This window comes from Bifidobacterium sp. KRGSERBCFTRI (assembly GCF_025908335.1).
The window spans coordinates 1,981,599-1,995,198 of the sequence record NZ_CP109653.1 but is presented as its reverse complement, the minus strand read 5'-3'; the positions used below and the strand labels follow the sequence as shown (position 1 = coordinate 1,995,198).

Below are 13,600 nucleotides of genomic sequence, written 5' to 3'. Positions count from 1 at the left end.
ATGGGGAAAATGGCAGGACGAAACAAAAGGAACAGGCATTCCGAGTCAACAGACGAGCGTGAACTCAGCCCGGCCGAACGGTACCGGGCCTTCAAGGAGTCGAGGAAGCGCATGCAGTCTGTAGCGGCACGGTTCGCGGACCGTATGCCATTCGAGTTGGATGCCTTTCAGCAAGATGCCAACGAGGCTCTTGAGGCCGGCTCCAATGTGCTTGTGGCGGCACCGACCGGCGCCGGGAAAACCGTGGTGGCGGATTTCGCCATATATCTGGCTCAGCAACGCAATGTGAAGGCGTTCTACACGACGCCTATCAAGGCGCTGAGCAACCAGAAATACCATGATCTAGTCGACATGTACGGTGCGGATAAGGTGGGGTTGCTCACCGGTGACACCTCGATAAATTCCGAGGCCGACATCGTGGTGATGACCACCGAAGTGCTGCGCAATATGCTCTACGAGCATTCGACAACGCTCAACGCCTTGGGCTATGTGATTCTCGACGAGGTCCATTATCTCGCTGACAGGTTCAGAGGACCGATTTGGGAGGAAGTGATCATCCACCTGCCTCAGAGCGTTCGGATCATCGGACTCTCCGCCACTGTGTCGAATGTCGAGGACTTTGCAGACTGGATTGAATCCGTACGCGGGGACACCAAGCTCGTGGTGTCTGAACACCGGCCGGTTCCGCTGGACCAGTACGTGTTATTGCAAAAGGATCCACGCACCGAACCGGAGTTGTTCGACCTGTATTGCAGGGACGACATGGGCGAACAGACCGTCAAAATGAATGCACGGCTGATGAACCGGCTTGACGAGCTCGACCGTATGGAGGCGCGGCGCGCGCGTGCGGACACCCATGGTAGGTCGGAGCGGCGGCAAGACCGCGGAGGCAAACGCAAGTTCGTGCGCAAGCCGGAACGATATCAGCCTCGCCGTTGGGCGGTCGTCGATGAACTGAACTTCTTGGGCATGCTCCCCGCCATATATTTCGTGTTCTCACGCAATGGCTGTGACGAGGCAGTGGAACAGTGCCTCAACGCCGGGTTGCGGCTCACCACTGACGAGGAGGCTCTGCACATCCGCAAGATCGTGGATGAGATGATTGAGGGACAGCTCACTCGTGAGGACCTGAAGACCCTGCACTTCTCACAGTTCCGCTATGCCTTGGAAGAGGGCTTTGCCGCGCACCATGCCGGTATGATCGCGCTGTTCAAGCAGATTGTCGAGCGCCTGTTCGAAGAGGGGCTCATCAAGTGTGTGTTTGCCACCGAGACACTGGCGCTCGGCATCAACATGCCGGCACGCAGCGTCGTGGTGGAGAAGCTGGAGAAATACAATGGCACTGGCATCGTTCCATTGACCCCGGGGGAGTACACCCAGCTCACCGGCCGTGCCGGACGCCGGGGCATCGACACCATAGGCAATGCCATCGTGGTCGATCACCGCGATTTCAAACCCGAGACGGCAGTGGCATTGTCCAGCAAGCGCGTCTACCCGCTGCATTCGAGCTTCAAGGCGACCTTCAATATGGCCGTCAATCTACTCAACTCCAGCGATTATGAGACGGCACGAGACACCCTCGACCATTCGTTCGCCCAATGGGAAGCCAATGAGTCGGCATGGGATCTCGAGGCACGCATTGACAAACTGCGCAAGGCCATAGCTGGCTATGAGGAGGCCATGGGCAATGATGCCGGTGACATGGTGGAGCTGCTGCGCATTCGCATGAAGCTCAGCGACCTGCAGAAGAACGAACGCCGGCGGCTCAAGCACGAGGTGTTCAAGTCGAATGAGGAGCGTTCGCGTGCATTCCGCCGGCTGGATGCACAGATCGCCCAGCTCAAAGAGCAGGAGGCGAACCACCCCGCCAAACGGTCTGCGGATTTCAAGACCCTGATGAAATGGGGGCACCGCTGGGTGCGTGAGACCAAGGAACTCGAGCGTCTGGAATACCGCTATGAATCCCGTACCAGTTCGGTGGCTCGTCAGTTCGACCGCATATGCCATAGCCTCGAAGTGCTCGGTTACCTTGAGACAGCCGACGAGAACGGTCACATCGACTACAGGCTCACCGAATACGGGCAGCTACTCAGGCGACTCTACACCGAACGTGATCTGGTATTGGCGCAGGCGATCACCCATGGCATCTTCGACGATCTCAATGCCCCCGAACTCGCTGCAGTGATGTCGTCGTTGCTGTACGAACCTCGCCGAGGCGAGGGTGGGGAACCGAGAAGGTACCCGGGAGGCCCCCGTGGTCGTGTGATGCAGGCCGCGAACGCCTTGAGGGACATGGATGGGCAGATCATCGCATTGTGCGAGGCGAACGGTCTGGAGAACTATCTGCAACCGCTGGACTTTGGAATCGTCGATCTCATGTACAACTGGGCATATGGCGACTCGCTCTCCGAAGTGCTCGAGCACAGCGACATGACCGGTGGGGATTTCGTACGTACGGCGAAACGCATTGCCGACGTATTGCAGCAGATCGCCGTCGCCGAACCATATCTGGGGGAGGGCGGTGCCGAGCTCGCCGCCCTCGCGCATGAGGCCTACGAGCGCGTCAATCGTGGCATCGTGGCTTACTCCGGCGTGGACTGATCGGCGCCAAAACCGGTGCCAGACACCGAGAATGCAAGGAATAAAGGGGTAGTCCCAGCTGTTTTGTAGCTTGGAAGTACTTTGAAACCTCAAGGAGGAACAGCATGGCGGAACGCAGTCTGCGCGGCATGAGCATCGGCGCAAAGTCCTTGGAGTCCGACGACAACGTCGATTTCGCGGCTCGCGTCGAAGTGGCCTACGTATGTCCGAAGGGGCACCGCACCATCCTGCCGTTCGCCGAGTCCGCGGATCTTCCGAACGAATGGGAGTGCCGTTGCGGCGCCACCGCGCACCGTGAGAACGAGGAGGACGAGCAGCCGGACGAAATCACCAAGCCGACCCGCACGCATTGGGATATGCTCATGGAGCGTCGTAGCGAGGACGAGCTGGCGGCATTGCTCGAAAAGCGTCTGAAGATGCATCACGACGGCTGGATTCCGGACTACGAGTGACGACAACCTGACATGACAGAGCATGTTATGTCAGGTTTTTCATTTGCAAAACAGCGTGTGCCCATATAGGACGGAAAGAGGAAATACATGACAGAACCCAGGCGAGTGGTGTTGCTCGATCTCGACGGCACGTTGACGGAATCGGGCCCCGGCATCATCAAATGCGTGATCAAGGCCTTCGAGGCCGTGGATGTTCCCGTGCCAAACGACGAGGCATTGCAGCGTTTCATTGGACCTGCCATCATCGATTCGATGAAGCTCAACGGCATTCCGCCGCAGAAACTCGATGAGGCGGTACGCGTCTATCGGCATTTCTATGGTGATGCGAATGTGTTCAACGATCCGAACGAACCCGGGCGGAAAGTGCCCGGCCGTCTTGTCAACTCGATGTACGAAGGCATTCCCGAACAGCTGCGCAAAATGCGCGAGATGGGCTACTATCTCGCGGTATGCACGGCAAAGCCCGAGTATCAGGCCATTCCGATTTGCGAGCATTTCCATCTGACCGATCTTGTCGACGGCATCTACGGGGCAAGCAAAGACAATTCGCGCATCACCAAGGAAGCGGTGATCACCTATGCGCTCGACAGAATCGGTGTGGACAGGAACGCCGGAGACAGAGCGCTCATGGTGGGAGATCGTTGGACCGATGTGGACGGCGCCAAGCTCAATGGGCTCGACTGCCTGGGTTGCGGCTGGGGCTATGCCGAGCCGAACGAATTGCGCGAGCATGGCGCATACCGTGTGGTTCCGTTCGTCAGCGAGCTTGCCGATGCGGTGAACGATTACTTCACGGAACGCCAGTGACCGATTGACAATCCAATAATCTCATCAGAAGGGGCGCATGCAATACGTATACGCCCCTTCACTATATCGGTATACCATTATCCGATAATGTACGTTATGTCAGATTAGATATCCGTCACACTCCCCAGTGATATATATGCGGTATGTCATATCTAGCTCGTTCGCCAGGCTCAGTCAGATTGATGAATACGCGGCCACACCCTCCGCACCAGCGGCGGCACCGATACCGCGACATTCATCACGATAAGATCAACGAATACGACCAATCACGCCACGACAAAACAATGGGTCACGGGAAAATATTCTCGTCGAACAAGTCTTATTATTGAAAACACTTGCATGATACTTTTCAATATACTTATCTGTAGATCTGTTTTTACGGATTTTCTACAGCACGATGTATAGATATATTTAAACGTGTAGTAATTTTGTGTTTTCTTCGATGATTTAAGTGCCTGTTACTTCATTATTCGAACCAACGTGGCATTTAACAAGGTTTACCGGAACAGCAACGCCTTCTCCTCCATGCATTGCCTTGGATTCCTCCGCAACTCAAACAACATCGGCGTGTGCATTCCGCCGCGGAAGCCTGTGACCCAGAGCGTACAGCAGCATGCCGAGGAACAGGCTCGCCAGCACTAGCGCAATCGCCTGCCAGGCATTCGTCTGCAGCAGTTTGTAGGTATCGGCCGAAAAAGTGGAGAACGTGGTCAGACCGCCGCAGAATCCCGTGGTCATGAATTTCGCCATGGCCTTGCTCGGTTCGCGTCGTTCGATGATTGCGGTGAATAGCCCCATGAGGAAACAGCCCACGCAATTGATGACAAGAATCGAGATCGGATCCATCGTCCAATTGTTGAAGCCATTCTCCAGCAGATACCGGCAGACGGCTCCCAATGCGCATCCGAATCCCACTGCAATGAGTTCCATAATCCTCACCCCTACGCAAACGCTCTGGTGACAAGAAAACCAAACGCCACGCAACAAATGCCTGCCACGACGCTGCCAATCCAATAGATCCACGCGCGAACCGTACTGTGCTCTTCGAACAGCGACACGACTTCCGACGTAAAGGTGGAGAACGTGGTCAGACCGCCGCAGAATCCCGTGATCAGCAAAGCTTTCCATGGCTCGGCCACAGACCCCATGGCCACTACCCCCAGCATGATGCCCACGAGCAACGAACCGGCCAGATTTACCAACAGGGTGCCGCATGGGATTGCGTAGTCCTTGCGGTTAAGCCAGCCTGAGGCCAATGAGCGCAAACAGCCGCCGGCGAATGCGCCAACAGCCACCGCACTTAGATTCGGCCAGATCATATGATTGACATCCCCTCATGGGTCTCATCACCGTCTGCGTCACCATCGTCAGGCAATGGTTCGACGTGCGCCGGTTCGAAACGCATGGCACGCCGAGCCTGCACATACATGAGCGCCAACTCCGCGAACACCAACACCACGGCAACCACCGCGGAGGGCCATCCCAACCGTTCGTAGAGCGAGCGTGGGTGGGTGCCGATCGAGTCCTTGTTCGCCAGGAACAGGAAATACGGCATGGCGAACAAGACAAAGGTGGTGAGCTGGCCGATGATCACGGCCCAACTGACTGGTTTGACCACAACATCCGCGCGCCCGAAATGGCTGCAGTGCACGGTGACCGCACACACCATGACTGCACAGAGCGCTGCTGCAATCCATAGAATGGCAGGTAAGGCGTTCATATCACTCCCCTCGTCTTCATGCACATTGATATATTACGCCACGGCGTACGAATGCCCATCGATGTCCAAGGGCACATCGCGATACGGAGGCTCGACGTGCGCGTCCCGGTGATGCAGTCTGGTGCCTTTCGCGACAATCGGCAGACGAGCCAACGGTCCATCGGAATCGACGCTCAGGTGCCGCAAGGCGACATCGGAGGTGACAGCAACGGATTCGGCGGCCGCCAGACTGGACTCCACCTGACGGAACAACGCCCCGACGGCAATGATGAACACGGCGGATTCATGCTGCAGGACATCGGCGAACATGGTCTCACCCTCACAGGCGCGCACATGCTCCCCGTCGCAGACGATGACCATGTGGGAGAGCTGCGTGGAGCGGTAGGCCCGCAGGAACTGCAATGTTTGCGATATGTTCTGCAAGTTCACGCCAAGGTCGAGCAATTTCTTGCATGCGGCGAGCATGAGTACGTCGTTGAAGGAATACAGGCGTCGCGACCCCGAACCGTGCGATGCGGTGACCGATGGCTCCACGATATGCTTATGCGCCCAGTAGTCGAGTTGCCGGTATGTGATGCCGGCCGCCCGTGACGCCGCAGATCCGCGATACCCCATGCGAACCTGCTCGGTTTCCAGCAGGGAGTCCGGAAACAACTCCCCTTGCACCATGGAATCGTCGACATCGAGCAATGGGACATCCACGAAAAGCGGGAGGCCGTCATTCCGACCTTCCCGCTGTGCTTGTGTCTCCCGATTCGACTCCATTGCAGGGCGTGCGGCTCAATGCTCAGATGTTACGCACCGCGCTGTTCGTGAAATAGATCAGGCGGAACTTGCCAATCATGATCTCATCGCCATTCTTGAGCGTCGCCTTGTCGACCCTCTGCCGGTTCACATAGGTGCCGTTGAGGCTGCCGGCATCAATCACCGTGTAAGCGCCGTTTTCGCGGCGGAACACGGCATGCTGGCGCGAGACCGTGGAATCGTCGAGCAGAATGTCGGCGCGCGGGTCCCTGCCTACGGTCACCTCGTCTTCATCGAGCAGGTAACGCGAACCGGAAAGAGCGCCACGTGTTGCGATAAGCAGAGCCGTGTCGTCCGCCAGTCTGGAGATGGTCTGCAGATCCTCCTGCGTCAACGGACGCTCACCGCTGGTGGTCACTGGAATCTGGATGGCAGGCATGCCGATGATGGTGGTTTCGCCTGCACTTGGAATTGGATCAGTCATAACTCCTCATTCTACAATCTTTGCGTACTTATAGTTGGTCACCGGCTGCGTTTGGGTGATTTTCACGTCATCGGACGTCTCGACGTTCACACTCGCCCCGAATTTCACCGTAAGCCTCGAGCCGACGCCACCGGCCATGTTCACCGCATTCGCAAGGTTGTTCTGCTCCCCTATGGCCTTGACGATGTATGGCGCGTTGAGTGCCTTGCCGTCACATATGAGGCCATTCGCACCTTCGCTGATGTAGGTGGAGGTGACCACCCGCACATCGTTGATGGCAATGACCTCTGCACCTCCGTTGCGCAGCTCCTCGATGAGGTTGAACATGGTCGCCGCATCGATCGGCGCCTTGGTGCCGGCGGAGATATGCACGATGATACCGGGACCCTCCGCGGGAAGCCGACCTGAGAGAATGCCGCTGGACTCCTCGTTCTCCTTGGCGATGCGGTTCGCCTCGGCCTCCTTATCGGCTGCCTGTTGCAGTGAAGTGAGCTGCCGGCTGAGCTCGGTGCGTCGCTCTTCAAGGCGCTGCACCTGCGTGTTCGTCTCGCCGAGCATACGGGTGAGTTCAGACTCGGTCATCGTCTCATACGTCATATCCGTATTGTTCACCTGGATCACGTACCCGAACGACAGCAGTGCGCACAATGCCGCTACAAGTACACTGGCCAGCAGCCGCGCGCGAATGGATTGTGCGCGTCCGGAAATCTGCTTCTTCGGTTTCGCTTTCCTGACCGCCGGAAATGCACCGGTTGGCAGTTTGTCATTCTGCCGGTCTTTTTTCTGCTGAGAGAGGATTTTCTTCACATGGATGCCGCTGGGTGGTTCAGGAGGCGTCCCGGCTGACTGAATCGGTTTGTTCTCGTGCCCATTCGCTTCGCCCATACTCACCCCTGGAAGATGAAACGGCGGATTGCCGAGACGTTGGAGAAGATGCGGATGCCAAGCACGACGATGACAGCGGTGGAGAGTTGCGACCCCACACCAAGTTGGTTGCCCAGGAGCACCAGGAGTGTTGCGGTGACGACATTGGAGAAGAACGAGATCACGAACACCTTGTCGGAGAAGCTGCGCTCGAAGTAGGCACGTGCCGCGCCAAGCAACGCATCAAGTGCCGCCACCACCATGATCGGAAGATACGGTTGGAGCCAAATCGGAATGTCTGGTTTCACGAACAGACCGACTACAACGCCGATGATCAGACCGAGCACTGCTGCCATTACCGTATCTCCTTCGCATTTGAAACCTGACCGGGTGTTGCCGCCTTGAGTCGAATCATATTCTCCTTGCTGGTCTGCAACGTCATACCGGCGTCCTTGAACTCCTGGTACAGTGTCGAGAGCTCCTTTTGCCCCATTCTATTCGCAAGCTCGTTCTTATTGCCTATGGCTTGAATGCGGTATGGACTTGAAACCGGTGTGGTGCCAATGAGTATGGAGTTGCCTGCGGTTCGTATGGACGTCTGCACCCCAAGCCTGTTGTCGTTGATGGAGATCGCCTCGGCGCCTGCCTTCCACATAAGCGAGACGAGCAATTGCAGATCGGTGTCGGTGACCACGCGCAATCGGTTCGTCGATTTCTCTCGAGGTAACGATCCTTCCTGCGCATTGCTGTTCGTCACCATCGGGTCGGCAACGGTGAGCACAATGCCCTCGCCTTCGACAGCGGTGGCGCCGGCAGCCGCTTCGTTGCGCCGCACCTCCTGCTCCACTTGGGAGGGCAATGCGGATTGCGATTGGCGGTCCACATCTGCGCGCATATCCGCAATCTGCTTCTCCAGTTCGTCGATATGAGTATTCTGCGCCTCAAGCTGTGACGCCAACTGTTGACGCACCTGTTTGCGGGGATCGGTGTTGAGCAGGCGCACGAACAGGCATCCCGCGAATCCGACGGCCACGCATATGATGAGCACGATAATGCGCGTGCCCCAGAATGTGAGTTTCGAATCCGGTTTGGTAACCAGTCTCGAATCGTTGTAGAGGGCGTCCATCGGACGGTTCACTAGATCGTCGATGAGCCGAAGCGAGGCATCGTAGTGTTTGCCCCGGCGCCGAGGCGGCATCACCCCACCACGTGATATCTCGGTGTGATGTGAGTCGAGACGGGCGTATGCGGACGAAAAAACGGCACGCCTGCGAACCGGCGGATCTTCAACGCTCACCGGGAACACTTCAGGCATGCCGTTTTCGCGGGTCAACTGCGCGTCCTCTCTCTGATTTACCTACCTGACTGCTTTTTGACGTCCATCCGCCTGTAGGAGCCCGATACCCTGACGCATATACAGGATTCCGGCCATCCAGTACAGTCCTATGCCCCAAATCGCACAGGAGATAGCCGCATAGTGCAGCATTTCGAACACGGGCATCTGACGTTCTATATCGGCCACCATGAGGCCGACGATCGAGATCATGAGCACTGCGGTGCCTGTCTTGCCTACGAAGTGCACTGGGAGCGGCCCATAGTTATGTTGCGCGAGAACCACGGTGAGCACGGCCATTGTCACATCGCGCAAAGCCACGAGAATGAGCATCCACCAAGGCACCACATGGCAGATGCCGAGTGCCAGAATGGAGCACAGGATGAGCAATCGGTCGGCGATTGGATCGAGCAACTGGCCGATCTTGCTCACCTGATTGAATTTACGCGCAATGAGACCATCGAGCCCATCAGAGGCGAACGACAACGCCAGCACGACCAGAGCCCATACCATGCTGTGCTCGGTGATGAGCCATGCGATGATCGGAATGGAGATGATGCGCAACAGACTGATGATGTTTGGTATGGTGAACACCACGTCACGCGGTTCCGGACTGTACTTCTTCCGGCTGAACTTCTCTTTGAGATCCATGGGCGTCACATCCAAGCGACTCACATTCGCGTCGCCTGGATGGCGGTGACGATGATGCCGCGTGCGCCGACTTCATACAACTGATCCATGAGCTGATTCACCTTGGCTTTCGGCACCATGACGCGCACCGCTGCCCACTGCTTGTCATGAAGCGGCGAGATGGTGGGGCTTTCGAAGCCGGGCGTGATCTGTACGGCCGCAGAGATCTTCTCCACGGGAATATCGAAGTCCATGAGCACATAGCGCTTGGCCGTGAGCACACCATGCAGGCGGCGTTCGAGCCGTTCCAAGCGCTCGTCCTGGGGGTCCAACCGCGGCGAGCGAATGAGCACCGCTTCCGAGTGCAGAATCGGTTCCCCGAAAATGCGCAGACCGGCGTTGCGCAGGGTGGTACCTGTGGAAACGACATCTGCAATCAAATCAGCCACACCAAGCTGCACCGAGGATTCCACCGCGCCATCCAAATGTATGGGCGTCGCATTGATGCCGTGTTCGGTCAGATAGTCATGCACAAGCTTGTCGAAGGAGGTACCCACCCGCTTGCCTTCGACGTCGTCGAGCGTGGTGATCGGGCTGTCCTGCGGAGCGGCGAAACGGAACGTGGATCCTCCGAAACCGAGGTTCATCTCCTCCTGCGCATCAGTTCCCGAGTTGAGCAGCAGATCATGGCCGGTGATACCCACATCGATGGTGCCCATGCCCACGTACACTGCGATGTCCAGTGGACGAAGGTAGAACAGTTCGACGTCGTTGTCGGGGTCCTCCACCACCAGTTGGCGTGGGTTGCTCCGCAACGTGTATCCGGCCTCAGACAGCATGGCCCATGCCGGCTCGGAAAGCATGCCCTTGTTTGGCACTGCGATTCTCAGCATGATTCCTCCAACTTCCTCCCCACGCTTGCGCCGCATGCGACCGGCGCCCCGGCGGGTATTTGCTTACAGGTTCTTGTAGATGTCGTCGAGAGTGATGCCACGGTCGATCATCATGACCTGCAGATGGTAGATGAGCTGGCTCATCTCCTCGGCGGTGCGCTCGGCACCCTCGTATTCGGCGGCGATCCAGGTCTCGCCCGCCTCTTCGATGATCTTCTTGCCAATGAAATGGGTGCCTTTGCCAAGTTCGTCCACGGTGAGTGAACCTGGGGTCTGGTTGGCGGCCTTTTCGCTGAGTTCGGCGAACAGCGACTCGAATGTCTTCATGGTTTCCTTAATCGAACGTACACGTGCTACCCAGTGTGGCACGTGGTATGGGCATGAATGTGCCGCACGCCGTTTCGACGTGCGGCAAGTTGCGAATCAGTCGCGGTAGGCGGCGGCGGCCGTGTCGCGAATCTCGTTGATCGCCTTGGCTGGATCAGCGGCGCCATAGACCGCGGATCCAGCGACGAGAATATTCGCGCCGGCCTGGGCCACGGTTGCCGCCGTCTTCGGACTCACGCCACCATCGACCTGAATGTTCGTGTCAAGGCCACGACGTGTGATTTCGTCACGCAGGCGGCGCACCTTGCCCATCTGGTTGGCGAGGAACTTCTGGCCACCGAATCCCGGTTCCACCGTCATGATGAGAATGGTGTCGAATTCCTCGAGAATGTCGAAGATCGGTTCGACCGGCTCGGCGGGACGTACGGCGAACCATGCCTCGCATCCCATGTCGTGCAGTTGGCGTGCCAGACGCACCGGCGCATGGGTGGCCCCCATGTGGAAGGTGACCGAATGGGCGCCACGCTCCGCATAGCCGGGAGCCCAGCGGTCCGGATCGTCAATCATGAGATGCACATCGACCGGCAGATCGGTGACCTCGCAGATGCGCTTGACAACCGGTTCGCCAATGGTCAGATTCGGGACAAAGTGGTGGTCCATCACATCGACATGAACCATGTCCGCATTCGAAATGCGCTCGAGGTCGCGTTCGAGATTGCAGAAATCCGCGGACAGAATGCTTGGTGCGATTTTAATATCCATGGTTGCCATTCTAAATACAGTAATCGACCAGGTGAGACGTCTGAGCGGCCATATTCAGCCCGCATTGCGGCCGGAGCCACCTGCATCCTGCGGCGACTGCTCCCGTCTGGCTTCCAATTCGGTCTGGGCATGCAGCTTGTCGCTGAGAAGCTGGGTGGGACTTCCCACTCGCTGGATGACGATGAAGGCGACGGCTCCGAGCATGAACACAATGATCGACACCCATACGTTGACGCGCAGTCCGAGAATCTCGTGGGAGAAGTCGATGCGCAGCATCTCGATCCAGGTGCGCCCAAGGGTGTACCACATCACATACAGCGCGAACAGGGATCCGGCCTTGAGCCTGTTCGCAAGTCGGTGGCCGATCCAGATGATCAGGGCGGCTCCGATGAGATTCCATATCATCTCGTACAGGAAGGTCGGATGGAACAGCGTGCCGGTCGGGCAGCTCGCACCGTCATAGCAGGTCTCACTGTTGCCTATGGCACTGCCGTTCATGTTGAGCTTGAGCCCCCATGGCAGCGTGGTGGGCTTGCCGTACAGCTCCTGGTTGAACCAGTTGCCAAGGCGACCGATCGCCTGGGCGACAAGCAGCGCAGGCGCAATGGAATCCGCCAGCAATGCCATCGGATAATGCTTATGGCGACACCATGCCCATGCACCCAGTGCGCCGCATAGGATGGCGCCCCAGATGCCGAGACCGCCGTTCCATATGCGGAACATCTCGACCCAGTCGCCATTCGGGCCGAAGAAACGTTCCGGAGTGGTGATGATGTGGTAGAGGCGTGCACCGACGATGCCACATGGCACCGCCACCAGGGTGGTGTCGAAGATCTGGTCGAAAGTGCCTCCCAATCTCTTCCAACGTTCGCCGGTGATCCATACCGCGGCAATGATGCCCAGCAGCATCGTCAACGCATAGATGTGAATCGTCAGCGATCCCACATGGAATTGGGAGATGGATGGCGAGGGAATGTAGGCAAGAGTCGTCATACGCTCGAATATAGCGTGGAGAACCGATATCGGCATAGGACCGGTATTGGTTGGCAGCCGGATTCATTGTCCCGGCCGCCAACCAATAGCGTGCCGCTACAGGCGTGCGTTGTGGATGCCCTCGGCGAGTTCTGCGGTCTTGGCCGCCAACGCAGCCAGACCTGAGGTGAGCTCGCGCGCATCGCCATCCTCGGTGAGCAGGGTGTGGACCAAGGCGGATCCAACGATGACCCCGTCTGCATACTGCCCGACGGCCTTGCCTTGAGCAGCGGTGGAGACGCCGATGCCCACACACACATTCTCGGCCCCGGCCTTACGGGTCCGGGCCACAAGATCCTCCGGGGAAGTCCCTAGACTCGACCGTTCGCCAGTCACGCCCATGCGCGATGCCGCATAGACGAATCCCCGGGCGTTTTCACACACCACCCGCAGACGCTCATCGGTGGAGTCGGGGGAAACAAGGAAGATGCGATCGAGCCCATGGCGGTCCGACGCCTCGATCCACTCCCCTGCCTCGTCGGGAATGAGATCGGGAGTGATAAGGCCTGCGCCTCCTGCATTCGCGAAATCAGCGGCGAAGCGTTCAACCCCATAATGGTAGATGAGGTTCCAGTAGCTCATGATGAGCGGCACTCCACCGGCATTGGCCACCGTCTCCACGGCCTTGAACACATCGGCTATGCGCTCGCCATTGTTCAGGGCGATCTGGCTGGCGGCCTGGATCACCGGGCCATCCATCACCGGATCGGAATACGGCAGTCCTATCTCGACAATGTCAGCACCGTTCTCGACCATCGTGGCGAAGGCCTCGAGTGACTGTTCCATCGTGGGGAATCCGAATGGCAGGTACCCAATGAATGCAGGCTTGTCCTGCGCTTTGAACCGTGTGAACAGCTCGCGGCATGGGCTGGGACGATGGCTGATTCCAAGCGGCTGACCGCTTGGCGTGGTGTTGTATTCGGTCATATCTGCTCCTATTCCACTTACTCG

Annotated in this window: 17 protein-coding genes; 3 read left to right on the top strand and 14 right to left on the bottom strand. The window is 57.8% G+C overall.

Going from position 1 to position 13,600, the window contains the following annotated elements; translation table 11 throughout:
• Positions 1-9 precede the first annotated feature (9 nt).
• The 3 genes from OGI63_RS08625 to OGI63_RS08615 all read left to right on the top strand — a co-directional run bounded on the left by OGI63_RS08625 (position 10) and on the right by OGI63_RS08615 (position 3,860).
• Positions 10-2,601 (top strand): DEAD/DEAH box helicase, encoded by a 2,592-nt coding sequence (locus OGI63_RS08625; protein WP_014483159.1) that lies wholly within the window; start codon positions 10-12, stop codon positions 2,599-2,601.
• A 104-nt stretch (positions 2,602-2,705) separates the two neighbouring features.
• Positions 2,706-3,053 carry an RNA polymerase-binding protein RbpA gene (locus OGI63_RS08620; protein WP_004217973.1) on the top strand — a complete coding sequence of 116 codons (348 nt, stop codon included), beginning with the start codon at positions 2,706-2,708 and terminating at the stop codon, positions 3,051-3,053.
• 87 nt (positions 3,054-3,140) lie between these two features.
• Positions 3,141-3,860, top strand: a complete 720-nt coding sequence (locus tag OGI63_RS08615; protein WP_004217975.1) for an HAD hydrolase-like protein — start codon at positions 3,141-3,143, stop codon at positions 3,858-3,860.
• Between the two features lie 552 nt (positions 3,861-4,412).
• On the opposite strand, the gene crcB (OGI63_RS08610) is transcribed toward OGI63_RS08615, so the two are convergent.
• From crcB (OGI63_RS08610) to trpA, 14 genes are all read right to left on the bottom strand, one after another.
• Entirely contained in the window at positions 4,413-4,790 is a 378-nt protein-coding gene (gene crcB, locus OGI63_RS08610) for a fluoride efflux transporter CrcB (protein WP_004217976.1), read from the bottom strand.
• 11 nt (positions 4,791-4,801) lie between these two features.
• A complete protein-coding gene (crcB, locus tag OGI63_RS08605; RefSeq protein ID WP_004217977.1) occupies positions 4,802-5,179 on the bottom strand; it encodes a fluoride efflux transporter CrcB in 378 nt (125 codons plus the stop codon).
• Entirely contained in the window at positions 5,176-5,529 is a 354-nt protein-coding gene (locus OGI63_RS08600) for a hypothetical protein (protein ID WP_004217978.1), read from the bottom strand. Before OGI63_RS08600 ends, crcB (OGI63_RS08605) begins: the two co-directional genes overlap by 4 nt.
• An 84-nt stretch (positions 5,530-5,613) precedes the next feature.
• Positions 5,614-6,345: a MerR family transcriptional regulator gene (locus tag OGI63_RS08595; protein ID WP_004269092.1), complete on the bottom strand. Its 732-nt coding sequence runs from the start codon at positions 6,343-6,345 to the stop codon at positions 5,614-5,616.
• A gap of 22 nt (positions 6,346-6,367) precedes the next feature.
• Positions 6,368-6,808, bottom strand: a complete 441-nt coding sequence (locus OGI63_RS08590) for an FHA domain-containing protein (RefSeq protein ID WP_004217981.1) — start codon at positions 6,806-6,808, stop codon at positions 6,368-6,370.
• Positions 6,809-6,814: 6 nt separating this feature from the next.
• A complete protein-coding gene (locus tag OGI63_RS08585; RefSeq protein ID WP_004217982.1) occupies positions 6,815-7,693 on the bottom strand; it encodes a DUF881 domain-containing protein in 879 nt (292 codons plus the stop codon).
• Between the two features lie 2 nt (positions 7,694-7,695).
• Complete coding sequence (locus OGI63_RS08580) at positions 7,696-8,028, bottom strand: small basic family protein (RefSeq protein ID WP_004217983.1); 333 nt, start codon at positions 8,026-8,028, stop codon at positions 7,696-7,698.
• The gene (locus OGI63_RS08575; protein ID WP_004269091.1) at positions 8,028-9,005 is read right to left on the bottom strand and encodes a DUF881 domain-containing protein; all 978 of its coding nucleotides are present in this window, start codon (positions 9,003-9,005) and stop codon (positions 8,028-8,030) included. Before OGI63_RS08575 ends, OGI63_RS08580 begins: the two co-directional genes overlap by 1 nt.
• 24 nt (positions 9,006-9,029) lie before the next feature.
• Entirely contained in the window at positions 9,030-9,656 is a 627-nt protein-coding gene (locus OGI63_RS08570; RefSeq protein WP_004217985.1) for a CDP-alcohol phosphatidyltransferase family protein, read from the bottom strand.
• 20 nt (positions 9,657-9,676) lie between these two features.
• Positions 9,677-10,528, bottom strand: coding sequence for an ATP phosphoribosyltransferase (gene hisG / locus OGI63_RS08565; protein ID WP_004217986.1), 852 nt, complete (start codon positions 10,526-10,528; stop codon positions 9,677-9,679).
• Positions 10,529-10,591: 63 nt separating this feature from the next.
• The gene (locus OGI63_RS08560) at positions 10,592-10,855 is read right to left on the bottom strand and encodes a phosphoribosyl-ATP diphosphatase (RefSeq protein ID WP_004217988.1); all 264 of its coding nucleotides are present in this window, start codon (positions 10,853-10,855) and stop codon (positions 10,592-10,594) included.
• Positions 10,856-10,951: 96 nt separating this feature from the next.
• Entirely contained in the window at positions 10,952-11,617 is a 666-nt protein-coding gene (gene rpe / locus OGI63_RS08555) for a ribulose-phosphate 3-epimerase (RefSeq protein WP_004217990.1), read from the bottom strand.
• 54 nt (positions 11,618-11,671) lie between these two features.
• On the bottom strand, positions 11,672-12,610 hold the full coding sequence (gene lgt / locus OGI63_RS08550; RefSeq protein WP_004217991.1) for a prolipoprotein diacylglyceryl transferase: 939 nt from the start codon (positions 12,608-12,610) through the stop codon (positions 11,672-11,674).
• A 96-nt stretch (positions 12,611-12,706) separates the two neighbouring features.
• The gene (trpA, locus tag OGI63_RS08545; RefSeq protein ID WP_004217992.1) at positions 12,707-13,576 is read right to left on the bottom strand and encodes a tryptophan synthase subunit alpha; all 870 of its coding nucleotides are present in this window, start codon (positions 13,574-13,576) and stop codon (positions 12,707-12,709) included.
• Positions 13,577-13,600 lie beyond the last annotated feature (24 nt).

Excerpts from the sequence above, each read along its gene's own strand:
- OGI63_RS08625 (WP_014483159.1), top strand. The coding sequence starts at position 10 with ATGGCAGGACGAAACAAAAGGAACAGGCATTCCGAGTCAACAGACGAG.
- OGI63_RS08620 (WP_004217973.1), top strand. The coding sequence starts at position 2,706 with ATGGCGGAACGCAGTCTGCGCGGCATGAGCATCGGCGCAAAGTCCTTG.
- OGI63_RS08615 (WP_004217975.1), top strand. The coding sequence starts at position 3,141 with ATGACAGAACCCAGGCGAGTGGTGTTGCTCGATCTCGACGGCACGTTG.
- crcB (WP_004217976.1), bottom strand. The coding sequence starts at position 4,790 with ATGGAACTCATTGCAGTGGGATTCGGATGCGCATTGGGAGCCGTCTGC.
- crcB (WP_004217977.1), bottom strand. The coding sequence starts at position 5,179 with ATGATCTGGCCGAATCTAAGTGCGGTGGCTGTTGGCGCATTCGCCGGC.
- OGI63_RS08600 (WP_004217978.1), bottom strand. The coding sequence starts at position 5,529 with ATGGTGTGTGCGGTCACCGTGCACTGCAGCCATTTCGGGCGCGCGGAT.
- OGI63_RS08595 (WP_004269092.1), bottom strand. The coding sequence starts at position 6,345 with ATGGAGTCGAATCGGGAGACACAAGCACAGCGGGAAGGTCGGAATGAC.
- OGI63_RS08590 (WP_004217981.1), bottom strand. The coding sequence starts at position 6,808 with ATGACTGATCCAATTCCAAGTGCAGGCGAAACCACCATCATCGGCATG.
- OGI63_RS08585 (WP_004217982.1), bottom strand. The coding sequence starts at position 7,693 with ATGGGCGAAGCGAATGGGCACGAGAACAAACCGATTCAGTCAGCCGGG.
- OGI63_RS08580 (WP_004217983.1), bottom strand. The coding sequence starts at position 8,028 with ATGGCAGCAGTGCTCGGTCTGATCATCGGCGTTGTAGTCGGTCTGTTC.
- OGI63_RS08570 (WP_004217985.1), bottom strand. The coding sequence starts at position 9,656 with ATGGATCTCAAAGAGAAGTTCAGCCGGAAGAAGTACAGTCCGGAACCG.
- hisG (WP_004217986.1), bottom strand. The coding sequence starts at position 10,528 with ATGCTGAGAATCGCAGTGCCAAACAAGGGCATGCTTTCCGAGCCGGCA.
- OGI63_RS08560 (WP_004217988.1), bottom strand. The coding sequence starts at position 10,855 with ATGAAGACATTCGAGTCGCTGTTCGCCGAACTCAGCGAAAAGGCCGCC.
- rpe (WP_004217990.1), bottom strand. The coding sequence starts at position 11,617 with ATGGATATTAAAATCGCACCAAGCATTCTGTCCGCGGATTTCTGCAAT.
- lgt (WP_004217991.1), bottom strand. The coding sequence starts at position 12,610 with ATGACGACTCTTGCCTACATTCCCTCGCCATCCATCTCCCAATTCCAT.
- trpA (WP_004217992.1), bottom strand. The coding sequence starts at position 13,576 with ATGACCGAATACAACACCACGCCAAGCGGTCAGCCGCTTGGAATCAGC.